A 22,833-nucleotide genomic window follows, 5' to 3' on the forward strand; every position below is an offset into this window, starting at 1 on the left:
CCGACCACAGTCACGGCCGAATGGCTTCGTAGCAACGGTTACGTGCCGGGTGGGGGTCGGCCTACTAAATTAATCAGTTACCCGCGCGTGGCTCGCCGCCCCGGGCGCGCCGGGGCAGACTGGGCGCAGCACAGGCTGACGCGAGGGGACACCGAGATGCATGCCGCCGGGCTGGTTCTGCACCCGCGCCGGGATTCCGCGGCCGCGGTCGCCGCGGTGCTCGGCTGGGCCGCCGGACGCGGGATCGAGATCCTCGGCATCGCCGACGAGCTGGAGCGGCTCGACTGCTCGGCGGTCGGCGTGCCGTCCGCCGAACTGGGCAGCCGGGCGGACCTGCTGGTCAGCCTCGGCGGCGACGGCACCATGCTGCGGGCGATGCGCCTCGCCGACGGGCAGCGTGCCCCGGTGCTCGGGGTGAACCTGGGCAAGCTGGGCTTCCTCGCCGAGGTCGACGTGCCGGACCTGCCCAACGCGCTCTCGGCCATCGACGGGCACGAGTTCACGGTGGAGCCCCGGCTCGCAGTCGACGCCCGGCTCGGCGAACGCACCGTGACGGCATTCAACGACGTCGCCGTGGTCCGAGTACCGGGCGACGGCAGCGCGATCGTCGCAGTGCGGGTGAATGGTCAGCAGTTCGTCAGCTACGCCGCCGACGCGGTCGTAGTGGCCACGCCGACCGGCTCTACCGCGTACAGCTTCTCCGCAGGCGGGCCGATCACCAGCCCGTCCGTGGAGGCGCTGCTGGTGACTCCGGCCGCGCCGCACTCCGCGTACAGCCGGGGCGTGGTGTTGTCCGTACACGACGTCGTCGCGTTGGAGGTGCTGCCCTCCAGCGGACGGCTCGCTGTGGAGGTCGACGGGCAGGTAGCCGGGTACGTCGGGCCGGGGGAAACGATCGAGCTGAAGGCCCGCCCTGGTGCTGCGCGGGTGGTCCGGCTCGGCATGACGACCTTCTACCAGCGCGCCCGCCGCAAGCTGCGGCTCACCGACTCCGCGGAGATCCCGCCGGGATGACGCCGTCCTTCGCGAGCAGCGGGACGTCGAGGGGCACCGTTTCGGGGTACTTGATCCCGGCGCCGGTGTTGAGGACGACGGTCTCGTCGTCCTCGCCGAGCCATCCGGACTCCTGGAGCCGGTCCACCGCCGCGAAACAGGCTGCGCCCTCCGGGCAGACGAACGCGCCGATCGGCCGGAACCCCCAAGGTTCCGGCAAAGTTGGTCGGGGATCCGGCAGTGGGCGTTGCGGAGGTGTGTGCGACCACCTCGTGGCGTGTGCCGGACCGGTTTCGGGTCTGTGAAGGGGCCCTTGACGGACTCTGAGTCTGTGAAGGGCCCCTTCACAGTCCTCCACACCGACTTTGCCGACGCCCTGGCCGGAACCCGGTGAGTCTGGATCTCCGCTGTCCGGCCGGTCAACCGCGGCCACTGCGGTGTCCGAGCCCGGTGCCCCGGCCGTCGGGGAACAGCATCGGGGAGTCCCGTCACATGGTCTCGGCATATGGCTGGCGATGCGAGATGACGCCCGGGATGGTCTGAACATCCTCGATTCCAGGCGAAATTCGCCGGGGAATGTGCCTGGGTTTCGCCGAGGGCCCAGCGTCTGAGCGCCGACGGAGGCAGGATTGCGGGGACTGTACCGTCTCTTGCGTCTCTTGCGTCTCTTGCGTCTCTCAGGTCACTCGCGTCCCAGGAGCCGGTGCACGACGTCTGCGCTCTCGTACTCCTGCTCGGGCAAGGTGCCCAGGCGGCCGAGCACGGTGTCATCCGCGCCGCACGCGCTCGCGCAGCGCAGGAGTTCGGCCCGGTCGCATGGGTAGCGGACCTCGGCGAGGTATTCGTGCACCTCCGGCATCGCGGCTCTCCTCTCGGGTGGGCGTGAGTGTTCCCCGGCTACCCGATCCGCGGCGGGCCATACCTGCACCCAAATGAGTCGGTTCCCGAACTATTTATGTGATCTTTACCCATCAAGCATGGCGCAACCCGGGGGTAAAGTAGTTCTGTAGAAGAATGAAATCGAAGGAGGCGACGTGACGGTCCTGCTGGAGCGGGCGCGGCCGCGGGCAGTGCGGGAACATCCGCGGGCCGGATGGTTCGCGGTCGGCGCGGTGTGCTTCGGCGCGTTCATGGGGCAACTGGACGCCAGCATCGTCACGCTGACTTTCCCGGCACTGCAGCGGGAATACGCCGAGCCGCTGGCCGCGGTGGAGTGGGTGTCGCTGGCGTACCTGCTCGCGCTGGTCGGGCTGCTGGCCGCGGTCGGCCGGATCGCGGACGCGGTCGGCCGGAAGCTCACCTACGTGTACGGGTTCGCCGTGTTCACCGCCGCCTCGATCGCCTGCGGGCTGGCTCCGTCGCTCGGCTGGCTGGTCGGGTTCCGGGTGGTGCAGGCGCTCGGCGCCGCGATGCTGCAGGCCAACAGCGTGGCGCTGGTGGTGCGCAGCGTGCCGCGCGAGCGGATGCGGGCCGCGCTCGGCGTGCAGGCCGCCGCGCAGGCGCTCGGGCTCGCGCTCGGCCCGGCGGTCGGCGCGTTGCTGGTCGACACCGCAGGTTGGCGCTGGGTTTTCCTGGTCAACGCGCCGGTCGGCCTGATCGGCCTGATCGCCGGGCGCTACCTGCTGCCGCGCACGCGGGAGCGCACGCCGCTCGGCCGGTTCGACGGCGCCGGGGTCCTGCTGCTGGCGACCGCCTCGACCGCGCTGCTGCTGGCCCTGTCCGGGGTGTCCGGACTGAACCTGCCGGGCTGGGCGATCGGCGTGCTGGCCGGGGTCGCGCTGGCCGCGGGCACCGGGTTCGTGCTGCGGGAACGCACTGCGGGCAGCCCGATCGTGCGGCTGTCCGTGCTGCGTCCGCCGGTGGTCTCGCTCGGGCTGGTCGGCGCGCTGTGCGGGTATCTCGTGCTGTTCGGGCCGCTCACCCTGCTGCCGCAGGTGTCCGGAGCGAAGGGGAGCCTCGGGCTGGTGCTCACCTGCTTGCCCGCCGGGTTCGCGCTCGCCGCGGTGCTCGCCGACCGGGTGCTGCCCGCCCGCTTCGGCGCGCGGGGCCGGACGGTGCTCGGCGCGCTGGCCGCGGCGGCCGGGTGCGGCGGGCTCGCGCTGGTGTCCACACCGTGGGAGACAGGCGTGTCGCTGGTCGTGGCCGGGCTCGGTCTGGGAGTGTTCATCCCGGCGAACAACTCGGCCGTGATGGGTGCGATCCCGGCGGCGATGTCGGCCACCGGAGGTGGACTGGTGAACATGGCACGCGGTCTGGGCACCGCTCTCGGCGTGGCGCTGGTGACGCTCTGCCTGCACACCGGCGGCGAATCCGTCGCCCTCGCGGTACTGGCCGGTGCGGGCGTGCTCGCCGCGGGTACCGGACTGGCCGCGCGGGGCGAGGCGGCTCGGTGACCGGAAAGGGTCCGCACGCTGCCTCCGACGGGCCGGAGGTCACCGCGGCCGCGATGCTCGAAGGAACCGTCCCGGAACCCGTGCTCGCCGACGTCGTGGCACGGCTGCGGCGGGCGATGCGGCGGGCCGCGCGGACGGCCGATCCGGACAACACGCTGTCCGTGGCGCAGCTGGAACTGCTGTCCTGCCTGGCGGAACACCCCGGGGCCCGGCCGAGCAGGCTGGCGCAGCTGCTGAAGCTCGCGCCGAACTCGGTCACCACCATGGTCACCGGCCTGCGCACGCGGGACCTGGTCACCCGCACCAGCGGCGGCGGCGACCGGCGCACGGTCGCGCTGGAGCTGACCGCGGCCGGGCGCGAGGCGGTCGATCGGTATCAGGCGCACAACGCCGCGATCCTCGCCGCCGCACTCGACCGTGTCCATCCGGCATGGCGGCACCTGATCGCCGCCGCCATCCCCGCCCTCGCGGAACTGATCGGCGCGATCGACGACCTCGCCGAGTCCGGCTGATCCCTCAGGGCTGCTGCGCGGCGGCCCGCGTCTTCGGGCGCAGCGCGTTGGCGAGGCTGAACCGGCCCGGCCCAGTGAACGCGAGTATCAGCAGCGCCCAGCAGAACATCGCCGACGCTTCACCGCCGTTTTCGATCGGGAGCAGGCCGTGCGTGGAGTGCACGGCGAAGTAGGCGTAGGCCATCGAGCCCGACCCGAGCAGCGCGGCCACCCGGGTGCCGACGCCCAGGCACACCAGCGTTCCGGCGGCGAGCTGGATCACCGCCGCCCACCAGCCCGGCCATTGCCCGACCGGCACCGGTGCCGCCGCGCCGAGCAGCCCGAACAGGGTTTTCACGCCGTGACAGGCGAACAGGAACCCGATCACGATGCGGAACAGGCCCAGCGCGTGCTCCCGGGTCGTGTCCAGCCGGTGCATACCGCCTCCATGGGGACCGTTCGGGCAGGCCTCCCTGGCCCGCTCCGCGTCTGCTGGTGGTACAGACCTTTCGGTGCGATCAGGTATACGCGCCGCGGCGGGCCTGTGATACCTGCGAAAGTGCGGATTTTCCCGATGCGATGGGTGCCGGCGGCGGGGGTGGGACTGGCGTGCGTCACGCGCTGCCGGAGCGGAACCGGGCATGCCGGGTCTGCTGGTGGGGCGTACCGGGTGCCGGGGACTGCGGTGGTGGAGCCGGGAGCGCCGGGGCATTGCCGCGCTGGGCGCGGGGGCGGCCTTTCGCGCTTGATCTGCTTGCACCGGTAGGAGGGCATCGGGCTCGCCAGAGCCCGGCCCGTGTGGTCGGCCCGTGTGGCCGCGGTTTGCGGATTCTCGTGTGACTACAAGTGTTTCCCGTGGGCGGTTGTCAGCCTGCCGGTGTACTCACCCGCACCACTCCGGCAGTCACCGTCGCCCGGTCACCTGCCGCGTCCCCGCCCGGCCAGGGTCCCGGCAAAGTTGGTCGAGGACCCGTGATCAGCAGAGTGAGCCGTAGCGGCCGCGCATCGTCGACGGCGCCTGCCATCTTTCGTCGATCACGCCCGGCAGCAGGCGAAGCGGAGGTGTTCGAGACGCGCGACCACCTCGTGGTGTGCGCCGGACCTGTCCCGGGTCTGTGAAGGGGCCCTTCACAGACCTCCACGGACCTCCGCCGTCTGCGCAAGGCCCCTCACACCGACTTTGCCGACACCCTGCCCCCCCAGCAGTCGAGGAGTCATTCACCCACCGGCGCATCCACCAGGCCCACCCCGGACCCGCCATCGCCCCGCCGCGAGCCGTAAGCCGCGCGTCAGCTCATTGGCCGCTGAGCCGGGCCACGATCGGCGCGAACTCCGTCAGGAACGCGCCGTTCACGCTCACGTAGGAGACTCCGTATTCCGCGCGCCGCCGTTCGAGTTCGTCGGCTGCGGCGGCCGGGTCGCCGGGCAGGATCGCGAGCGAGTCGTGTTCGCGCAGGGTCGCGGCATCCGCGCCGATGAAGCTGCGGATCCACGGGGGCGCCTCGTCGCCGACCACGAAAACGTTCATCGCCAGCTCGACCTCACGGTCACCCGCGGCGGCGCGGATCTCCGCGGCGTGCGCGGCGAAGTCCGCCCGGCTGGTGAGCGGTTTGTCCGCCAGCGTCACGATGTCCGCGCGTTCGCCGCCGAGGCGGCGAGCCCGCGGCCCGCCGGCGGCGAGCAGCACCGGAGTGTGTTCGGCGCCGTCGAGTGTCCGCAGGTGCGTGATCGTGTCCGCGACCTGGGCCAGGCGCTCCGCGCCGGTGCCGTAGGGCAGCCCGAGTTCGGCGGCGGCCTCGCGCATCGCGGGGATCCCGGTGCCGATGCCCAGCTCGAATCGCCGATCGGTGACCACGCTCAGGCTGTGCGCCTCCCAGGCCGCCGCCCGCGGCGTGCGCAGCGGGCTGGCCAGCACGAAAGACCCGACCCGCAACGTGTCCGTCACGGCCGCGGCCACCGCCAGCGCCGCGGTGGGCGTGGGCAGGTGCAGATTGTCCGGCGAAAGCAGGATCGAGTAGCCGAGGTCCTCGGCGCGCCGCGCGGTCTCCCGCCATTGGGCGGCGCCGCCCTGCGCCGCGGCCACCACCCCGAACCGGAACGGTTTCGTCGTCATGATCGATCACTCCCCGGAAGTCCTGCCCCGACTCAACCACATCCCCGGCCCGGCAAGCCACGCCTCCGTCATCCGGTCGGAGGAACGGCCCCCGGACCCAGGATCGATCTCCGCAGCCCAGCCGACCACGTTCGCCAAGGCAGTTCCTCATCGCGGAGGGGAGCATACTTCGTTGCCGCAGAAGAGGTTTCCCGATACCCAGGGGCTCGGCGCGTACTATGGTCCCGGTTCGCTGTTGGCGGACAAGGGATTCCGCTGCCACGACGGCGGATCTACCGTGGCCGGCATGCCCGCACCGATCACCGGCACCGCGGCCGGAGTGCCGTTCACCGCGTTACCGCCCGCCGGCCATGCCACCCAACTGATCGTCACCTGGCACATGCTGGACGCGCCACGGACCGACGCGGCGTTCGCGGCGGCGCTGCCGATGGACGAGGTGCCCGCCTGGCGGGTGCATCTCGGCATGCCGATGTGTGGCGCGCGCATGGTCGACGGCAGGACCGACGCGGTCGTGGAGTTGTTCGGCAAGGACCCGCTGATGCTGTACCTGCACCCGTTCGTCCGGCAGGCGGCTGAGGAGTTCCCTGCCGCGCTGGCCTCTGTCCGCGCGCAACTGCCGGTCGACGACGGCCCGATCGGTGTGCTCGGCGCGTCGCTGGGCGGGGCCGTCGCGTTGCGGGTGCTCGCAGACACCGACCTCCCGGTCTTCGCCGGCGCACTGGTGAACGCAGCGATCCGGATGCGGTCCGTCGTCGACCTGTTCCCCGGTGACTACCCGTACACCGCGGAGTCCGAGAAAGCCGTGGACAGCCTGAATTTCCTGCCCTGGGCCGGGACTCTCGCGGCTCGCGCGCCGCTGCTCGTGGTGAGCGGCGAACTCGACCACCCGGCGCTGCGGGCCGACGCGCTGCAGCTGGCCGAGGCGATGGGGGAGCGGGCCGAACTGCGGTCGATCCCCGGGCTGGCGCACCCGCTGGCCGCCGAGCCCGGGCTGACACCGGCGCCGCCCTTCCCGGCCGCGCACGTGGTGGACGCGGCGCTGACCGCGTGGTTCCGGGACCATCTCCCACGCTGACTCAAGCGCTTGACTTAACTCCGCCGGATCCGGTTGACTGATCACGAACCGGTGGTGCGTTCGAGGGAATCGTTGACCCGCAAGCACCTCCGCACCGGAACGGAGGAGGACCCGATGACCGGCACGCTCGACCCGGCCGTGGTGCCGGATTATCCGATGCCACGGGCGGCCCGCTGCCCGTTCGACCCGCCGCCCGCCGCGCGCGAGCTGCAGGAAAAGGCGCCGCTGTCCCGGGTGCGGCTGTGGGACGGCAGCACGCCGTGGCTGGTCACTCGCTACGCCGAGCAGCGCGCGCTGATGGCCGACCCGCGGGTCAGTTCGGATATCACCCGGCCCGGTTACCCGCTCCAGGCGCCGATGCCGCCCGACGGCGGCGCCGGGATCAGTTTCATCCTGATGGACGATCCGGAACACGGCAGGCTGCGGCGGATGGTGACCGGCGCGTTCACGGTCAAGCGCACCGAGAGCCTGCGCCCGGCGGTGCAGCGGATCGTCGACGAGCAGATCGACGAGATGCTGGCCGGGCCGAACCCGGTGGATCTCGTGCCGGCGTTCGCGCTGCCCGTGCCGTCACTGGTGATCTGCGAGCTGCTCGGCGTTCCCTACGCCGATCACGGCTTCTTCCAGGAACACAGCCAGCGCCTCGTCCGCCGCACCACCGATCCGGACGAGCGGGTCGCCGCGCACCGGGCGCTGCTGACCTACCTGGACGAGCTGATGGGCGAGAAACTCGCGCGCCGGGACGACGCATTGCTGTCCGGGCTGGCCGACCGCATCGCAGCGGGGGAGCTGACCCGCACCGAGGCCGCGCAGATGGGCGTGCTGCTGCTGATCGCCGGGCACGAGACGACCGCGAACATGATCGCGCTCGGCACGCTCGCCCTGCTGCGCAACCCCGGACAGCTGGCGCAGCTGCGCGAGTCCGGCGATGATCCGGCCCTGGTCGCGTCCGCGGTCGAAGAACTGTTGCGCTACCTCACCATCACCCACAGCGGACGGCGTCGCGTCGCTCTCGAAGACATCGAAATCGCCGGGCAGATCGTTCGCGCCGGAGAAGGCCTGATCATGGCCAACGAGATCGCCAACCGGGACGCGGAGGCGTTCCCCGACCCGGACCGGCTCGACCTCGCCCGCAACCCGCGCCGGCACGTCGCGTTCGGTTTCGGCGTGCACCAATGCCTCGGGCAGCCACTGGCCCGGCTGGAACTGCAGGTCGTCTACCGCACCCTGTACCGGCGGATCCCCACCCTCGCGCTGGCCGCGGACATCGAGGACATCCCGTTCAAGCACGACGGCTCGGTCTACGGCGTATACGAGCTGCCCGTGGCCTGGTGATCCGGCTCAGACGCTGCGTAGCACCGAGACCACGGCGCCGAGCACCACGGCCCGGTCTCCGTCGATCACGTCGTAGGCCGGGTTGCGCGGCTCCAGGTAGACGTGCCCGTCGCGGCGGCGGTACACCTTGACGGTGGCCTCCTCGTCGATCATCGCGGCGACGATCTGGCCGGAGTGCGCCTCGGACTGCTGCTTGACGACCACGATGTCCCCGTCGCAGATCGCCGCGTCGACCATCGAGTCACCGCGCACGCGCAGGCCGAAGACGGTGCCGCGGCCGGTCAGCCCGCGTGGCAGCTGGAGGACGTCGTCCACGTGCTCCAGCGCGGAGATCGGCGTGCCGGCCGCGATGTCGCCGACCACCGGCACGCTGACCGAATCGCCGTCTTCGCGCGCCGGCGCGTCGCCGAGGAAGGCGCGCACGTCGATCGGCCGGGTCATCGCCGCGCCGCGGCGCAGGAACCCCTTCTCCTCGAGCGCGGTGAGGTGCTTGGACACCGACGACGTGGACCGCAGCCCGACCGCCTCGCCGATCTCCCGGGTGCTCGGCGAGTACCCGTGCCGTCCGGCCCAGTCCCGGATCGTGGCGAGGATGTGCTGCTGCCGCGCGGGCAGCGCCGAGGCGTCGAGGTCGTCGAAAATGTCGTCGTAGGCACTCACCTGCGGAATCGTAGAGGCACCACGGCGCGTGCCGGAGGCCCGGGTGGGTTTCCGCCGAGTTTCCACAGTGGACACCCGGCCGCGCCGGTAGACTGCCCGCGGCCGGACGGCCACGGAGGGGGTTGCGCACATGGAGTACCCGGGAACACCCGCGCCGGGCGGCCGGGCCGGACGGCCTGGTCCGCCGGTGAACCTGATCTTGGGCGGGATCGCCGGAGTGGCCGAGGTCGTGCTGCTGTGGCTGGAGATCTTCGAACTGATCGAGCACCTGAACGACGACCTGAAGACGGTCGTGCACGGCGGGCTCACCCTGCTGGGCCTGCTTGCCCTCGCCGGCGCCGTCTTCACGGTGAACCGGCGCCTGTGGCCGGCGCGGCTCCTGCTGCTCGCCGCCTGGGCGCAGGCGGTCCTGGCGATCCTCGGGGCGAACGGGATCTTCAGCGGTAGCGGCCGGGATGCCTTCGGGTACCTCGTCGTTCCCGCGGTCGCCGCGGCCGCGATCGGGATCGTGCTGTGGGTGCCGAAGGTCGGGGAACTGGTGCAGCCTCCCGTAACCTGGGCGGGCGGTGTTCCGGGCTGGGCGGCGGGGCCGGGGAATCAGGCGGGTCCGCCGCAAGCGGGTCATGCTCCGCAGGCCGGGTATGCCTGGGGTGCGCCGCACTCCGGGTTCGGGGCAGCGCCGGGGTATCCGCCGTCGCCGGGTCCTGTGCCGCCCCCGGGTCTGCCGCCGGGTTTCGTGCCGCAGGCCGGACCCGATGCACGGCAGGTGCCCGGGTATCCGGTTCCGCCGCAGATGCCGCCGGGATACGGCGCCGCGCCGCAGCCCGGATATCCGGCACCGCACGGCGCACAGCCGGGGTCTGTCGGCTCGCCCCAGCCCGCGTATCCGGTCGCCCAGGACGGGCCGTCGGGGCACTTCGTCCCACCGTCGGGATACCCGGCACCGTCGCCGGGATCCGTTCCCCCGGCCGGATTTCCGCCGCCCGGGCCGTACGGCCAGTACCCGGCGGGGCAGTACCCGCCTCAGCCGGGGCACCCGCAGCCGGGCGACCCCGGACGGCCCGCGCAGGAGCCCGATCGTCCATAATGGACCGACGGGCTGCCGGTCCGGTACACCGATCGGCTACCGGGGCGGCAGGAGGGAAAGCGTCCTCAACGCCGCCCCGGGCCGGAGTACCGCGGGCCGGGCGTCATCCGTCGTCGCGGATGGTCGGCGCCCGGCCGATCCGCGCCTCCACCTTGGCGAATTTCCAGAGCTTCGCGCCGTCCGCGCCGACCGGGGTGGTGCGGAACAGAGTGCAGGCCTCCTGCACCGTCTCTCGCGTGTCGGCGTCCGAGAGCAGGTAACAGGTCCACGGCCAGCCGTCGGAGGGCCGACCACATGTGAGTCGTCGTCCAGGTCGCCGAGGTAGCCGATCCCGGGCAGGGCCTTGAGCTGCTCGGTCATCGAGACGAACGCCTGCCAGACGTCCGCCGGGGTGATGCCGTCGCGGGGCAGGTCGAAGAAGTTCTGGTTGATACCGATGCAGAACAACACCCGGAGCGGCATGCGATCTCCTCGTCGTACGGGCCGGACGGGGGCACCCTAGGCATGGCCGTCCACCGGCCGCCGGAGGGCCTCGGCGGAATGGTGCGGTCACAGGGGAACTCCCCGCGCTCGCTGTCCACAGTGGACGCTGTAGGCGGCGATGGGCGCGGATTGATAGTGTGCGGCAACTATGGTTAGGCTAAGCTAACTTCCACTCGGTCCCGAATCCGCCGCGGCCGACCCGAGGAGTCCCCATGAGCCTGTCCCGTCGTGGTTTTCTGTTCGGTTCCGCCGGTGCCTCGCTGGTGCTGGCCGGGTGCGGGACGGGTGGTGCGGCCCCGGCCGAGCAGGCGGCGCCGGGGTTTCCGATGACCGTGCCGGGGCAACTGGGCGACACCACGGTCACGGCGCGGCCCCGACGGGTGGTGGCAGCCGGGTATCTGCGGGATACCGACCTGGCGCTGGCGCTCGGCGCGGAGCTGGTGTTGTCCGTGCGGAACCAGTCGTTCGCGAAGGGGCTCGCCGCCTGGGCGGAACCGGGGTCCGGCGTGGAGACCGCGTACGTCGCAGATGGTGGCCTGCCGATCGAGAAGATCGCCGCGGCGAAGCCGGATCTGATCCTCGCCTCGGACGATTACGACCTCAAGACCGATCTGCCGAAGCTCGGCAGGATCGCGCCCACGCTCGGGTTCCGGAACGGCGCGGGCAAGGACGGCTGGCCGCAGATGACCGAGCGCGCCGGCGATGTGCTCGGCAAGCCGGCCAGAGCGGCGGAGCTGGTGAAACAGGTGCAGGACACAAGATCGACGGCGTCCGCGCGGCGCATCCGGGGCTCGCCGGGAAGACGTTCACCTTCGGCCCGGTCTCGACCAACAGCGTCTACGCCATCAACAGCCCCACCGACGCCGCCACCACGTTCTTCTCCCAGCTCGGCCTCACGCTGTCCTCGAAGATCACCTCGTTGCCCCCGTCCAGCACCCCGGGCCGCGCGCAGATCTCGCCCGAACAACTCGGCCTGCTCGACGCAGATGTGCTCATCATCAGCTACGACAGCGCGGCCTCGCGCACCGCGTTCGAGGCGAACCCGTTGTTCAAAACCCTTTCCGCCGTCCAGCGCGGCGCGTATGTGCCGCTTGAACAGGATGTCGCCATCGCGATGGCCTTCCCATCTGTGCTGAGCATCCCGTACGCGCTGGACGCGGTGGCGCCGAAGCTGGCCACGGCGCTCGAGAACGGGGCATGACCTTCACGCGACGCGGCAGGCAGAACACGGTCCGGCGCCGCGCCCGCCGGTTCTGCCGCTTTCGCCGGATCGCCCGGGTCCGGCCGTCCCGCTCCACAGCATTCGCTTGGACCACGACCAGGAAACTCTCAGGTAGAGGGTGTGTGCTGGAGCAGGCGAAGGCCACGAGCCAGGCTGGAGGGGCCATGAACGAGCAGGAACCGAACCCGGGCCGGGACCCGCGACGCCCCCACCCGCAGGCCGGGCAGGACAATCCATGGGCGCCGCCGGGTTCCGGACAGCCGGGCGGCGAGTACGGCGGAGCGGACCGGCCGGATGCGACCCCCGGCGCGACTGGGGCGGGGCAGGCTGGTGTGGGGTGGCTGGGTGCCGGTCGCGGCGCGGCTGGGGCGGGGCAAGCCAGTGCGGGCTGGTCGGGTGCCGGTCGCGGCGAGACCGGGGCCGGGCAGACTGGTGCGGGGTGGCCGGGCGCTGGGCACACCAACGCCGGGCCGGCGAGCGCGGGACAGACCGGACCGGGCGGATACCCCGGCTCCAGCCACCCGGGCAGCTGGCACCCCGCCGCGGCGCACCCGGGAACCGGTCCCGCGGCCGGCCAGCCGGGCATCGAGGCGGCACACGAAGCGACCGGATATGCCGCCGCGCAGCACAGCGCCGGACACCCGGGAGCCGGACCGGTTCCTCCGGGCGGCGGGTATCCGGGAGCCGGGCACGCGGGTTACGCGGGATGGGCGCCGCACGGGACTCACCAGTTCGGGCGACCGCCGAAGCGCGGGCACCCGGTGCGGTCCGCCGCGATCGTGGTCGGGGCGGTCGGGCTGTCGGTCGCGGTGGGGCTCGGGGCCGGACACTTCGTGTGGCAGTCGAACGGGGCGTCCGGGAACCAGAACTTCGGCTCGATCGGCACCCCCGGCGGGGCGTCGAACGCGGCCATCAACGCGCAAGCGATCGCCGGCAAGGTGGATCCGGGGCTCGTCGACGTGAACACCGAGCTGGGTTACCAGGGTGCCGCGGCCGCCGGTACCGGCATCGTGCTCACCTCGGACGGCGAGGTGCTTACCAACAATCACGTGGTCGAGGGCGCGACCAGCATCAAGGTCACCGACATCGGCAACGGCCGCACGTACACCGCGTCCGTGCTCGGTTACGACCGCAGTCACGACGTCGCGGTGCTCAAGCTCGCGAACGCCTCCGGCCTCACCACCGAGACGCTCGGCGATTCGTCCAAAGTGACGGTCGGCGACGCCGTGGTCGGCATCGGCAACGCCGGCGGCACCGGTGGCGATCCGGCCGTCGCGTCCGGCCGGGTGACTGCGCTGGGACAGTCGATCACCGCGTCGGATGAATCCAGCGGCTCGTCCGAGCAGCTGACCGGCCTGATCCAGGTCGACGCGAACATCCAGTCCGGCGACTCCGGCGGCCCGCTGGTCAACGCGAACGGCCAGGTGATCGGCATGGACACCGCCGCCTCCGCCGGATACCAGTTCAACGGCAGCCAAGGCGGCCTTGGACAGGGCGGTTTCGGCCAGGGGCAAGGAGGTTACGGCCAGGGCGGCCTCGGTCAGGGCAACGGAGGCCTGGGCCAGGACGGTCCGGGCAACAGCAGCCAGGGCAACAGCAGCCAGAACGGTTCGGACGGCACCACCGGCCAGCAGGGCTTCGCCATCCCGATCAACCAGGCCGTCTCGGTCGCCCACCAGATCGTCGGCGGCACCTCCTCCAGCACCGTCCACATCGGACAGACGGCGTTCCTGGGTGTGTCCGTTTCCGACGGCGGCGGCCGGCCGGGCCAAGGCCAGGGGCGGAGCACCACCGGCCAGGGCGCGGTCATCCAGAGCGTGCTGACCGGCGGCCCGGCGGCGAACGCGGGCCTGTCCGCGGGCGAGGTGATCACCGCCTTGAACGGCCGGACCGTCGATTCGGCCACCGCCCTGACCACCCTGATGGATCAGCACCATCCCGGGGACAATCTGACGCTCACCGTGCTGGACTCCTCCGGTCAGCAGCACAGCGTCACCGTCACCCCGGTCCAAGGCCCGGTCGGCTGACGATCGGACAGTCCACCCCGGAGCGGCCTCGCCCGCCGCCCCGGGGTTTTCCGCGGACCCGCCGACGCGGCCGGGGAGAAATCGGTCGCCGGACGACGGCGTGGTGCGTGAGGACCGCGCCGGGCCGGGATTGCCCTCCGCAGAGCAGGTCATCGCGCACACGAACCTGTACTGGCGTTTCCAGGCCGCGCCCGGCCGGACCGCGGGCACGGTGACCACGGAGGAGGTGCGCTTCGGGGACTGAGTACGTCCACCCCGGCGCAGAATCGGTGCGCACCATGCCGGCTGCGTACTGGGTCTGCGGCTAGGCGTTCGCGGCGGCGAAACACCGCAAGGCGTGCCTTGTCCCGTGCCGGGTCTGGGGCGAGACCGGTGCGTGGCGGCTCGTCAGAGTGCGAACAGGATGGACCGTACGATCACTGCGGCGAAGAACACCACGGTGAAGGCCAGGTCGATGGCCACACCACCGGTGCGGACCGGGCGCAGGACCCGGCGGACGGGGGCGATCACCGGCTCGGTGATCCGATGGCTGATCCGGCGGGCCTGGCCGAGCCAGCCCGGGCCGGTGGTCACCAGCCGCGTCCAGTCCAGCACCATGCGCGCGACCAGGACCAGGATGAACAGGGTCAGCACCCACCCGGCCAGTGTTGCGATCAGGTTCATCGTCTACCTCCCGGCGGGGACGGTCTTTCTGTCCAGTGCAACGTCCGGGAAGGCCGGAGAGTGTCCTGGCCGCCCGGCTTCTCAGCGACTTTTCAGTGAACCGGCTGCCGCCGCGTCTTGCCTCGCGGGGGTGCGATGCGACGGGGTCGGACGGCGGGGACATCGACCGGAGAGGAATGCACGCGGGTGAACGGCGCAGTGCGGTGTGGTTCGGCGCGTCCGGCCGGGTGGGGATGATCCACCGCTCGTGGATGCCACGCCGAGTGGACCGTGGCCGACCCCCCGCCCGTGCCCCGCAAAGCTGTGAAGGGGTCCTTAGCGGCTTTGCAACTTAGGGTCCGAAACCATGTGGGGTCTGCGGCTAGCACTGCAAAGTCCGTTGGGTCGCCTGCTGGCACGCCAGGAAGCTTCACGGCCGCGCTGATCATTGACGGGAAGCTCACTTGGACACTTTCTCTGTCCACTCGGTAGCAAGAACCGAGTACAGGACCGAGTCTCGCCATGCGTTGTTGGTGAACACGTGATCCCGGAGGACGCCTTCGCGAACGAATCCCAGGCGTTCGACCACCGTTTGGGAGGCTCCGTTGTCGGGGCCGATCGCGGCGGTAACCCGGTGAAGGTCCAGCGGCCCGAATGCGAAGCCGAGCGCCGTGCGTACCGCGTCGGTGGCATAGCCCTTCCCCCATTGCTCGGCTACGACCGCGTATCCCAGTTTTGCAGCCTTGACGCCGGTTAAGCCGAGGCGGCAGAAGCCGATCAGCCGGTCATCGTCGAGCCTGGTCATGCCCAAGTAGTACTCGGTCCTTGGCCTGACCTGCGCCCGCTCCACAGCGCCATCGATCATCGTCTGCGCTGCATCCCTGGTTCTGCTGTCGAACGACAGAAACCGCGTGACCCGGTCGTCTCCGACGATCGTGAACGCGTCGTCCCCGTCAGACGAGCGGAACTCCCGCAGTCGGGTCAGGCTACCGGAGAGCGTCACGCAGGTGCCAGCGTCATCGGCCTGGTGGGTGGTCACTGCGGCAGCGCCAATCGTTGCGAGGCGAACGTTTTCATTGAGTCACCCAGCTCGTTGACGGCCCGGCTTTGGGCAGCCACCTGACCGAGATGCCGTTGGACATGGTGCACGGCAACAACCACTCCGTGTGTGCGCTGAGCCGTCGGCAGATCCAGAACTGCTTCCATCGCTTCGCTGGCACCTTCAAACTCGCCCGTCGAGCAGGGCCAGTTTTGTGCGTCGGCCTGCCCATTCGGCCTCGCGCCAGGCTGCGGGCATCGCGGCGATGGCTTCTCTGGCGACTCGGGCAGCGTGCTTGTCATCGCCGAGGGCGTGCAGGACGAACGCCCGTTGCCCGTGGAAGAACGAGGGCACATACCAGTACGCGGATGCGGGCAACTCGTCCGAGCTGTCCGGCAGATGGCTCATCAACCGGTCGGCCGACGCGAGCGCTTGCAGTGCATCGCTTTTGAGCCCGTTCCGGGCCAGCACCTCGGCGCGCTGGAACTCGGTGTATGTACGCAGGCCGATGTTCACCCGCTCGTCCCGCCCGGCCGCTGCGTTGAGTGCCTCGGCGCTGCGGAGGCTGTTCCGGCGCAGATTTCGGTACGCCGAGAACGACAGAGCCATCGCCAGCCGCTCCGGGTCGTCGGCTTCCAGGGCGTACACCGCAGCCCGATCAAGGTGCCTGCGGGAGTCATCCCACCGGTCCATCGGGATACTCAGCCAACCCAGGTATTGCTCGAGTTCGGCCAGCAGTCCGACGGCCTCGGCACGAGTTTTCCCGCGCGAGTTCTCGGCAAGCCTGGTCACTATCGACCGCTGCGCATGCACGGTCGAGATCACCTCGGCCGCGCTCGTGGCGTCCTCCAGCCGGCGGACGCTCGCCAGCACTTCGGCGATCGCGTCGAGGGTCTTGTGGTCGGTATGCGTGCGGCCGGACAGCGCCGCCGCGAGGCGTTCTTCGTCGTGCTGCGGGATCAAGCCCAGGTCGTGCTCACTGGCGTCGAGCACACCGCACAGCGCCGCGCGCACGATCGCGGACGGACGCCGGACAGCACCGCGTTCGAGCTTGCCGAGGTGGTTCCCGTCGAATGCCGACAACCGGCGATCGGGGTCGTTGGCCGTGATCCAGTCACGCACGAGGCCCGCCAGCTCGTCCCGGCCCATCACGGTGCCTGGGTACACGCGCGACGGCATGGCCTCGCGAGCGAGGCGCAAGCGATCGTTCGGCTGCCTGGGCACCGGTCAAGTCTACGGCTTCCCCGATCTTCCCGGCGATCTTCCCTGCACACGGAGTTGCCGACCTACGACGCTCGGTGTCATGGAAACGAGCGCTTTGGGACGGCAGTCACGGTGCTGTCGTGCGTCGTCCTCGGATCTGGCGTGGCGGGTGCATGTCGATCGGACCGACGGCGGCCGGGAGATCGCGCACCTTTATTGGAAGCGGGATCTGGCTGATCCGTCGGTGCAGTGGCTTATCCCGTGGTGTTCGGGCGATGTCGCGTATCCGGAGCGGCATCACCGGAGCGAGGTCGACGTGGCTGGATTCGCCGACGCTGAGCCGGATCCGGCCTGCGTGAGTGAGGTTCGGCGGTGAGCGCGTTGATCTACATCGACCTGACGGTGGCGCGTCCGGTGATCGACGGGGTCTGGCATCTGGCCGGGCTCTCGGTGGTCCCGGCGCCGGGTGAGGAGATCACGACGCCGTGCGGGGCCGCGGGTCCGGTGGTGTTCGTGCCGTCGTCCGAGCGGGGCCGTGACGGTGTACCGGCGCAGTGCCTGCACTGCGATGTGCAGGAGCGCCGTCGTCTCGGTTACGAGATTCGTGCCGACCATCCGGGGCTGCATCCTCGGACTCGGCCAGGGAGGCGCTGATGTTGCGTCGTCCGATGATTCTGGCGTGTTCGGTGTTGGTGCTCACGGCTTGTTCGAGCGTCGCTCCCGGTGTCCCGGCCCCGGCGAGAAATCCCCTGCTGTTGAAGGAGATACCGCCCTATGGTGGCGCACCCAAGGTCGCGCACCCAAGGTCGCGCACCCAAGGTCGCGCACCCACTACCGGACTCCGTGCTGTCGGGCAGCCCCTGTGAAGCACTCAGCCCGGAACAGATCCACGACGACGTCGGGCCCGGGATCCCCGGAAAATTCGAGGACGGTGCCCTCGGACCGGTATGCAGCTGGGACGGCAACGGCGGGTCCGTGCTGTTGATCTATTTCACGGCTACGCAGCACGAGGGCCTGAGTATCATCTACAAGCAGGTCAAGTCCCAGATGAAACGGTTCGACGTACTCCCGCCCATCCAGGGCTTCCCCGCCGTGGCCTACGACACCCAGCCAGGACCGAAAACCCGGAGCTGCCATCTCACGGTCGGGCTCGCCGACACCCTCGACTTCCAAATCGGGCTCGGCCTCGGCAGCTACAACGTCGGCAAAGTCGACTCCTGCGACATCGCAGCCATCATCGCCGGCCACGTGGTCACCACGCTCACAGCGAAAGCGGGGCGCTGAGGCGTGGGACCGCCCGTTGCTGTCTCGTAATTTCCATCCACGACACCGAGAATGTGAAGGGTAAGGCACGTGGGAACCACAGTCAGAGGTGCGTTCCGGAACCGGTTGCTGGGTATCGCCTTACGCACCGCCCGGAAGGACGCGCACTTCGGGGTCCGGGAACTGGCCCGGCGGGTCGGGGTGAACCCCGCGTTGTTGTCGAACTGGGAACTCGGGGAACGCACACCCAAACGAGACGACGTGGCCGGGATCCTCGGCGCGCTGGGCGTCACCGGTGAGGAAAAACAGCGGATCCTGCACCTGGCCCGCCTCACCGGCCCCGGCCTGATCCTGCCCGGCAACCTGAACAACCGCGACCACCACGCCGCGCTGAGGGACTGCGAAACACTCGCCACCAAGATCCACGCCTGGCATCCCCTGCAGATCCCGGACCTGCTCCAAATCCCGGACTACACCCTCGCCGCGCTCCACGCGCAAGGCATCGACGCCGAGGACAGCCGGGAACTGGTGGCGCTGCGCACCGAAAGCGGCAACATCATCCACGGCCCGGACGCTACCCCGCTCACCGCGTTCATCGGCGCCTCAGCCCTCACCAACATTGTCGGCACACCGGAGATCATGCGCCGACAGCTCGACATGCTGATCGTCCCCACAACCGGAACGACCGTGCGTATCGTGCCCGACGACATCGACGAGCACCCCGGCCGGTCCGGCCCCTTCACCCTCTACGACACCCCCGCCGCGACCGTCGCCTACATCTCCCACCGCAACGCCGGAACCTTCCTCCCCGACGACCACGGCGAGCACCGCGACATCATCGACCGACTCGACAAAATCGCCATGACACCCACCGAATCCGCCATGACCATCGGCGACACCACCACCACATACACCACCACATACACCCCCACCGAACACCACTAGCACACCGCCCAACCGGACCAGCGCGGCCACGCACTCCCGGCACCACCAAAGCTGTGAAGGGGCCCTTCACGGACTCAGAGTCCGTGAAGGGCCCCTTCACAGCGTGCTTTCCAGGCGGTTCACCCGGACGCGGCGACGTTCGCGACCGGGTACGCGACCACCGTTGTGGAACGATTCAGAACGCACGAATCCACCGCGACGGAAGGGGTATCTCGCGTGATCAAGACCAGCCGGGGCCACGGCAGCGGGCAGGTGCGGCGGGTGACGTTCATCCTTCCGGCGGACACCCCGCCCGGCGCGGTGAGCGTCGTCGGCGACTTCAACGACTGGCAGCCCGGATGCCACGAGCTGCGCAAGCGCTCCAACGGCACCCGTTCCGCGGCGGTCGAGGTGGTACCGGGCGCGCGGCTGCGGTTCCGCTACCTCGCCGAAGGTGGCCGTTGGCTCGACGACCCGGACGTCGCGGCCCGCGACGGAGCGGACTGCCTCTTCGTCGCGGACTGACCCCGGGACCCGGGGTAGTTCGCCTCGGGCCGCGCGCCGCCGCGCCGCCTCGCCGCGCGCCGCCGCGCCGCCTCGCCTCGGGCCGCGCGCCGCCGCGCCGCCTCGCCTCGGGCAGTGGGTTGGCCAGGCTCAGCGCCTGACCAGAAGTCTTGTCCGTAATTCTCGGGTAGCCACGGTGAGGTCCATGGTGCGGCGGTGGTGAGCATCTGTTCGGTGGTGTGGTCGCGGAAGAAGGCGTGGGCTTGTCGGACTCGCGCTGCGGGAGCCCGCGAAATGATCCGGTAAACTCCATGAGCGCGGCGGTGGGGCTCGCCGCTCCTGGAGATCCAGGACAACTGCGGTCATGGCCGCCAACAGTCCCTACTCGACCGTGACCCTTGCGTCCGTGGAGTAGGAGAAGACCGTGCCCGACCAGGCCGCATCGGATGAGGCATTGCCCGAAAAGTCCCGTTTCGCCGAGGTGCCGCCGCTGGTGGAGCCGATCGACCCCGATGTCGACCTGCGTGTTCCGGCCCAGCGCAGCGAACTCGTCCGGCATCACGGCCCGGTGCTGGGCGTGATCGCGCTCGGCGGCGGGCTCGGTGGGCTGGCCCGTTACGGGCTGGCGGAGGTGCTCCCGACGGCACCCGGCGGGTTCCCGTGGGCGACCTTCCTGACGAACGTCGCCGGCTGCTTCCTGATCGGCGTGCTGATGGTGCTGGTCACCGAGACCTGGCAAGCGCACCGGCTGGTGCGGCCGTTTCTCGGCGTCGGCATCCTCGGCGGGTTCACCACGTTCTCCACCTACGCGGTGGAGATTCGTGGCCTGCTTGCTCCGGATACGGTTCCGCTCGCCTTCGGTTATCTGGCCGGCACGCTGGTCGCGGCGCTGCTGGCGGTGCTGCTCGGCCACGCGGTCACCCGGAAAGCTGTGTCGGGGGTGGCGGCCCGATGACCGTGCTGCTCATCTTCCTCGGCGCCACAGTCGGTGCGCCGCTGCGGTATCTCACCGACCAGGCGGTGCAGTCGCGGCATCAGTCGCTGTTCCCGTGGGGCACGTTCACCGTCAACCTGTTCGGCTGTCTCGTGCTGGGCGGGCTCGCCGGAGCCGGGAGCGCGGTGCCCGCGCCGCTGTTCGCGTTGCTCGGCACCGGGTTCTGCGGCGCGCTCACCACGTACAGCACCTTCGGCTACGAGACGGTCCGCCTGACCGAGCGGCGGGCCTACTTCGCCGCAGCGGCGAACGTGGTGGTCAGCCTCGCCGCCGGGGTCGGCGGCGCCGCTTTCGCCTATCAAACCGTGCACGCCCTGGTCGGGTGACAGCCCAGATCGTGCCGTGGGCCCAATCGATCAACTCGCCCAGCACGTCGCCGGCGAGCAACCCCTGGCGCTCGAACTCGCTGGCCACCACGGCCATAGTGAGCCGTACGGTCTCCTCGAAGAACGGGGCCCGCCCTGATCGGCGATCTGCCTGCCGCGTGGGCCCAGCCGGGGACGCGCACGCGGTTGCCCACCCCGGCGCAGTCACCACTGTGGACAGTCCTCTGTGGACTGACGGGTCACTCCTTGCCCAGCGAGCGGCGGATCTCGGCGAGCTTGTCCTTGGCCGCCTTGTCCCGGTCGGCGATCTTCTTGTCCAGTGACTCGATCGTCTCCGGTCCGCCGATGCCCGCCACGTCCTGCGAGCCGAGCGAGGTGGTGTAACGCTTTTCGATCCGGTCGCGCACGTAGTCGTAGGAGGGTACGCCGCCCTCGCTGTAGTCCGGCTCCGGTACGGCCGGGCCCTGCCCGAGCGCCGGGTCGGTGGGCTGCTCGCCGGGTGTGTCCGTGCTCATGGTGCTCGCTCCGTCTCTCGTCCGCGGTCCCGCCTCCGACCCTACTCGACCGCGCCGGGCCTGCGGGAGGTTTCACGGTGCCGGATCCGCGGTAGTCCGAAGGGGACGGCCGGGAGCCGGCCTCCCGGCCCACGGAAGGAGCTGCCGATGTCCGGTGCCTGCCTCACCGCGCCACCCGCCCCGCCGGAACCGGTTCCGGCCCCGCCCGGCACCCCGGACCCGATTCTGCCCTCGCCCGGCCCGGACCGCCCGTTGCCCGAACCCGAGCCCCTGCCGCCTGACTCGGAACCCGGACCGGAGTGAGGTGTCCCCGAGTCGGGAATGCCTGGTAGAGCGATTGCGGCAGTCCCGTGCTCGAGCCGCACGGATCGACCCGGGCCTCCTCCCTCAGGTCGGTAGGAAGGTGTGCCCTCCTCCGGGCGGAGCGGCTCGAGATGTTCGCTGGTGGGCTGGGCTCACCAGCGCCGGCAGGTTCACTCGTGCGGCTTCGGCCCGGGACACTTCCCGCCGCACGCGTTCTGCGCTCTCGCCGTCCTTCGCCAGGACTGCAAAGCCTTGCCCGAGGTGGTCCCGTCCGGTAGCCATACGTGCGGCAGGCGGCTTCCGGCGGCGAGGGCCGGGGTGTACGTGACGGTGTCCGGCGGGCCGATCGTCGCCCGGTTCTCCGTGCAATCGGCCACCGTCGGCGAATTCGCACAACGGTAGCCAAGAACAAGGCCAAGGCTGTAGAACTCCGGACGCTTGAGGCTCGTGGTGCTGTGCTGGGGTCGGATCGGCGTAGATGTACGCCGGCTGGATACCAGTTGACCCGGGGATCCGAGAAAGCGCGATCAGGTACCGGTGACTGTTTCCTGCGAGGGCAACTGCTCAACGCTGGTGGCGAGAAGTACTGAGCAGCAAGGATCGACCTGAGGCTGTCCGCGCAGCGACCGCCTCGACGGCGCCGAGACTGCTCGAGGTCCACAGTGCCCGTCCGATGAAGTGGTGACTTCAGACCCTAGCCTGCACCGGCTGTGGTTGCTGACGATGACCTCAGGGGACTCTCCAACCGGAAACCTTGCGGGAAGGCGATAAGGAGGTCGTTATGGCGGGAATTCGCAGAATGAGCCTGGACAGCCCGGAAGAGGTGCGGCCTTTCCAGGATGACCGAGGCCAGCTGGAGATGGTCAACCTCGACGAAGGCGCGGTGGCGCGCGCTACGTTCAGGCCCGGCTGGCAGTGGTCCAAACATGTGAAGCCGATCGCGGGAACCGAGAGCTGTGAGGTGCCTCACCGGGGCTACGTCATTTCTGGGTCCATGACCGTCAGGATGAACGACGGGGAGGAAGCCACGTTCGGGGCCGGCGATTTCATGCTCATCCCGCCAGGACACGACGGATGGGTCGTGGGCGACGAGCCGTGCGTGGTGATCGACTGGCAAGGCATGACCGACTACGCCAAGCAAAAGGCTTAAACAGGTAAACCCCGAGGCGACCGAGCGGCAGGTATTTCCGTTCGGTCGCCTCACCGCCCGATCTTGCGATGTGGATGGGGCATCTGCCCCC

General features: G+C 70.3%; 27 protein-coding genes and 3 pseudogenes. 18 read left to right on the top strand and 12 right to left on the bottom strand.

Features of this window, described 5'->3' with window-relative positions:
- The first annotated feature begins 156 nt into the window (after nucleotides 1-156).
- Nucleotides 157-1,014 carry an NAD(+)/NADH kinase gene (locus ATK36_RS02040; protein ID WP_098509567.1) on the top strand — a complete coding sequence of 286 codons (858 nt, stop codon included), beginning with the start codon at nucleotides 157-159 and terminating at the stop codon, nucleotides 1,012-1,014.
- Here ATK36_RS02040 and ATK36_RS02045 read toward each other — a convergent pair.
- Nucleotides 983-1,213, bottom strand: a complete 231-nt coding sequence (locus tag ATK36_RS02045) for a hypothetical protein (protein WP_245914192.1) — start codon at nucleotides 1,211-1,213, stop codon at nucleotides 983-985. The genes ATK36_RS02040 and ATK36_RS02045 overlap by 32 nt on opposite strands.
- Nucleotides 1,214-1,675: 462 nt before the next feature.
- On the bottom strand, nucleotides 1,676-1,852 hold the full coding sequence (locus ATK36_RS02050) for a DUF2795 domain-containing protein (RefSeq protein ID WP_098509568.1): 177 nt from the start codon (nucleotides 1,850-1,852) through the stop codon (nucleotides 1,676-1,678).
- A 175-nt stretch (nucleotides 1,853-2,027) separates the two neighbouring features.
- On the opposite strand from ATK36_RS02050, the gene ATK36_RS02055 reads away from it, so the two are divergent.
- Nucleotides 2,028-3,386: an MFS transporter gene (locus ATK36_RS02055; protein ID WP_098509569.1), complete on the top strand. Its 1,359-nt coding sequence runs from the start codon at nucleotides 2,028-2,030 to the stop codon at nucleotides 3,384-3,386.
- On the top strand, nucleotides 3,383-3,898 hold the full coding sequence (locus ATK36_RS02060) for a MarR family winged helix-turn-helix transcriptional regulator (RefSeq protein WP_245914194.1): 516 nt from the start codon (nucleotides 3,383-3,385) through the stop codon (nucleotides 3,896-3,898). The genes ATK36_RS02055 and ATK36_RS02060 overlap by 4 nt, the downstream gene beginning before the upstream one ends.
- A 4-nt stretch (nucleotides 3,899-3,902) precedes the next feature.
- Here ATK36_RS02060 and ATK36_RS02065 read toward each other — a convergent pair whose 3' ends face one another.
- Together ATK36_RS02065 and ATK36_RS02070 are read right to left on the bottom strand one after the other, a co-directional pair.
- Nucleotides 3,903-4,316, bottom strand: a complete 414-nt coding sequence (locus tag ATK36_RS02065) for a DoxX family protein (RefSeq protein WP_098509570.1) — start codon at nucleotides 4,314-4,316, stop codon at nucleotides 3,903-3,905.
- Between the two features lie 855 nt (nucleotides 4,317-5,171).
- Nucleotides 5,172-5,990 (bottom strand): LLM class flavin-dependent oxidoreductase, encoded by an 819-nt coding sequence (locus ATK36_RS02070; protein ID WP_098509571.1) that lies wholly within the window; start codon nucleotides 5,988-5,990, stop codon nucleotides 5,172-5,174.
- Nucleotides 5,991-6,276: 286 nt separating this feature from the next.
- Here ATK36_RS02070 and ATK36_RS02075 point away from each other — a divergent pair, with 286 nt between their 5' ends.
- Together ATK36_RS02075 and ATK36_RS02080 are read left to right on the top strand one after the other, a co-directional pair.
- Nucleotides 6,277-7,065, top strand: a complete 789-nt coding sequence (locus ATK36_RS02075) for an alpha/beta hydrolase (RefSeq protein ID WP_098510275.1) — start codon at nucleotides 6,277-6,279, stop codon at nucleotides 7,063-7,065.
- A 114-nt stretch (nucleotides 7,066-7,179) separates the two neighbouring features.
- Nucleotides 7,180-8,400: a cytochrome P450 gene (locus tag ATK36_RS02080; protein WP_098510276.1), complete on the top strand. Its 1,221-nt coding sequence runs from the start codon at nucleotides 7,180-7,182 to the stop codon at nucleotides 8,398-8,400.
- A 6-nt stretch (nucleotides 8,401-8,406) separates the two neighbouring features.
- Here ATK36_RS02080 and lexA read toward each other — a convergent pair whose 3' ends face one another.
- The gene (gene lexA / locus ATK36_RS02085) at nucleotides 8,407-9,060 is read right to left on the bottom strand and encodes a transcriptional repressor LexA (RefSeq protein WP_098509572.1); all 654 of its coding nucleotides are present in this window, start codon (nucleotides 9,058-9,060) and stop codon (nucleotides 8,407-8,409) included.
- A gap of 187 nt (nucleotides 9,061-9,247) precedes the next feature.
- Between lexA and ATK36_RS34130 the strand changes: the two genes are divergently transcribed.
- Entirely contained in the window at nucleotides 9,248-10,147 is a 900-nt protein-coding gene (locus tag ATK36_RS34130) for a hypothetical protein (RefSeq protein WP_098509573.1), read from the top strand.
- A gap of 103 nt (nucleotides 10,148-10,250) precedes the next feature.
- Here the strand turns inward: ATK36_RS34130 and ATK36_RS34135 are convergent, their stop codons facing one another.
- Nucleotides 10,251-10,373, bottom strand: coding sequence for a hypothetical protein (locus ATK36_RS34135; protein WP_281258988.1), 123 nt, complete (start codon nucleotides 10,371-10,373; stop codon nucleotides 10,251-10,253).
- A gap of 583 nt (nucleotides 10,374-10,956) precedes the next feature.
- On the opposite strand from ATK36_RS34135, the pseudogene ATK36_RS34535 reads away from it, so the two are divergent.
- The 4 genes and pseudogenes from ATK36_RS34535 to ATK36_RS02110 form a co-directional block, all read left to right on the top strand.
- Nucleotides 10,957-11,376, top strand: a pseudogene (locus tag ATK36_RS34535) (ABC transporter substrate-binding protein); the annotation flags it as partial.
- Nucleotides 11,377-11,549: 173 nt separating this feature from the next.
- Nucleotides 11,550-11,831, top strand: a complete 282-nt coding sequence (locus tag ATK36_RS33175) for a TroA family protein (protein ID WP_245914196.1) — start codon at nucleotides 11,550-11,552, stop codon at nucleotides 11,829-11,831.
- Between the two features lie 185 nt (nucleotides 11,832-12,016).
- Nucleotides 12,017-13,879: a S1C family serine protease gene (locus ATK36_RS02105; protein WP_281258989.1), complete on the top strand. Its 1,863-nt coding sequence runs from the start codon at nucleotides 12,017-12,019 to the stop codon at nucleotides 13,877-13,879.
- A 112-nt stretch (nucleotides 13,880-13,991) separates the two neighbouring features.
- Nucleotides 13,992-14,123 (top strand): annotated as a pseudogene (locus tag ATK36_RS02110) (cysteine hydrolase); the annotation flags it as partial.
- Between the two features lie 143 nt (nucleotides 14,124-14,266).
- Here ATK36_RS02110 and ATK36_RS02115 read toward each other — a convergent pair.
- The 4 genes from ATK36_RS02115 to ATK36_RS02125 form a co-directional block, all read right to left on the bottom strand.
- Nucleotides 14,267-14,542 (bottom strand): YggT family protein, encoded by a 276-nt coding sequence (locus ATK36_RS02115; protein WP_098509575.1) that lies wholly within the window; start codon nucleotides 14,540-14,542, stop codon nucleotides 14,267-14,269.
- Nucleotides 14,543-14,981: 439 nt separating this feature from the next.
- Entirely contained in the window at nucleotides 14,982-15,560 is a 579-nt protein-coding gene (locus tag ATK36_RS02120; protein ID WP_245914198.1) for a GNAT family N-acetyltransferase, read from the bottom strand.
- Complete coding sequence (locus tag ATK36_RS31910; protein ID WP_170069548.1) at nucleotides 15,557-15,727, bottom strand: hypothetical protein; 171 nt, start codon at nucleotides 15,725-15,727, stop codon at nucleotides 15,557-15,559. The genes ATK36_RS02120 and ATK36_RS31910 overlap by 4 nt, the downstream gene beginning before the upstream one ends.
- 16 nt (nucleotides 15,728-15,743) lie before the next feature.
- Nucleotides 15,744-16,784, bottom strand: a complete 1,041-nt coding sequence (locus tag ATK36_RS02125; RefSeq protein ID WP_245914200.1) for an NsdA family TPR-like regulatory protein — start codon at nucleotides 16,782-16,784, stop codon at nucleotides 15,744-15,746.
- Nucleotides 16,785-17,135: 351 nt separating this feature from the next.
- On the opposite strand from ATK36_RS02125, the gene ATK36_RS02135 reads away from it, so the two are divergent.
- The 4 genes from ATK36_RS02135 to ATK36_RS02150 all read left to right on the top strand — a co-directional run bounded on the left by ATK36_RS02135 (nucleotide 17,136) and on the right by ATK36_RS02150 (nucleotide 19,475).
- Entirely contained in the window at nucleotides 17,136-17,417 is a 282-nt protein-coding gene (locus ATK36_RS02135) for a hypothetical protein (protein WP_098509577.1), read from the top strand.
- A 120-nt stretch (nucleotides 17,418-17,537) separates the two neighbouring features.
- Entirely contained in the window at nucleotides 17,538-18,047 is a 510-nt protein-coding gene (locus tag ATK36_RS02140; protein WP_098509578.1) for a DUF3558 domain-containing protein, read from the top strand.
- A gap of 69 nt (nucleotides 18,048-18,116) precedes the next feature.
- Entirely contained in the window at nucleotides 18,117-18,971 is an 855-nt protein-coding gene (locus ATK36_RS02145; protein ID WP_098509579.1) for a helix-turn-helix domain-containing protein, read from the top strand.
- A 216-nt stretch (nucleotides 18,972-19,187) separates the two neighbouring features.
- Nucleotides 19,188-19,475: an isoamylase early set domain-containing protein gene (locus ATK36_RS02150; RefSeq protein ID WP_098509580.1), complete on the top strand. Its 288-nt coding sequence runs from the start codon at nucleotides 19,188-19,190 to the stop codon at nucleotides 19,473-19,475.
- A gap of 131 nt (nucleotides 19,476-19,606) precedes the next feature.
- On the opposite strand, the pseudogene ATK36_RS34345 reads toward ATK36_RS02150, so the two are convergent.
- Nucleotides 19,607-19,741, bottom strand: a pseudogene (locus ATK36_RS34345) (IS630 family transposase); the annotation flags it as partial.
- 137 nt (nucleotides 19,742-19,878) lie between these two features.
- On the opposite strand from ATK36_RS34345, the gene ATK36_RS02155 reads away from it, so the two are divergent.
- Together ATK36_RS02155 and crcB are read left to right on the top strand one after the other, a co-directional pair.
- Nucleotides 19,879-20,409: a fluoride efflux transporter FluC gene (locus ATK36_RS02155; RefSeq protein ID WP_342751982.1), complete on the top strand. Its 531-nt coding sequence runs from the start codon at nucleotides 19,879-19,881 to the stop codon at nucleotides 20,407-20,409.
- Nucleotides 20,406-20,774: a fluoride efflux transporter CrcB gene (gene crcB, locus ATK36_RS02160; RefSeq protein ID WP_098509581.1), complete on the top strand. Its 369-nt coding sequence runs from the start codon at nucleotides 20,406-20,408 to the stop codon at nucleotides 20,772-20,774. The genes ATK36_RS02155 and crcB overlap by 4 nt, the downstream gene beginning before the upstream one ends.
- A gap of 239 nt (nucleotides 20,775-21,013) precedes the next feature.
- On the opposite strand, the gene ATK36_RS02165 is transcribed toward crcB, so the two are convergent.
- Nucleotides 21,014-21,289: a hypothetical protein gene (locus ATK36_RS02165; protein ID WP_098509582.1), complete on the bottom strand. Its 276-nt coding sequence runs from the start codon at nucleotides 21,287-21,289 to the stop codon at nucleotides 21,014-21,016.
- Nucleotides 21,290-21,436: 147 nt separating this feature from the next.
- Between ATK36_RS02165 and ATK36_RS31915 the strand changes: the two genes are divergently transcribed.
- The gene (locus tag ATK36_RS31915; RefSeq protein WP_170069549.1) at nucleotides 21,437-21,592 is read left to right on the top strand and encodes a hypothetical protein; all 156 of its coding nucleotides are present in this window, start codon (nucleotides 21,437-21,439) and stop codon (nucleotides 21,590-21,592) included.
- Nucleotides 21,593-22,373: 781 nt separating this feature from the next.
- Nucleotides 22,374-22,742: a cupin domain-containing protein gene (locus ATK36_RS02170; RefSeq protein WP_098509583.1), complete on the top strand. Its 369-nt coding sequence runs from the start codon at nucleotides 22,374-22,376 to the stop codon at nucleotides 22,740-22,742.
- Nucleotides 22,743-22,833 lie beyond the last annotated feature (91 nt).

Origin of the sequence: Amycolatopsis sulphurea, from assembly GCF_002564045.1 — a bacterium.
GTDB classification, from domain to species: Bacteria; Actinomycetota; Actinomycetes; order Mycobacteriales; family Pseudonocardiaceae; genus Amycolatopsis; species Amycolatopsis sulphurea.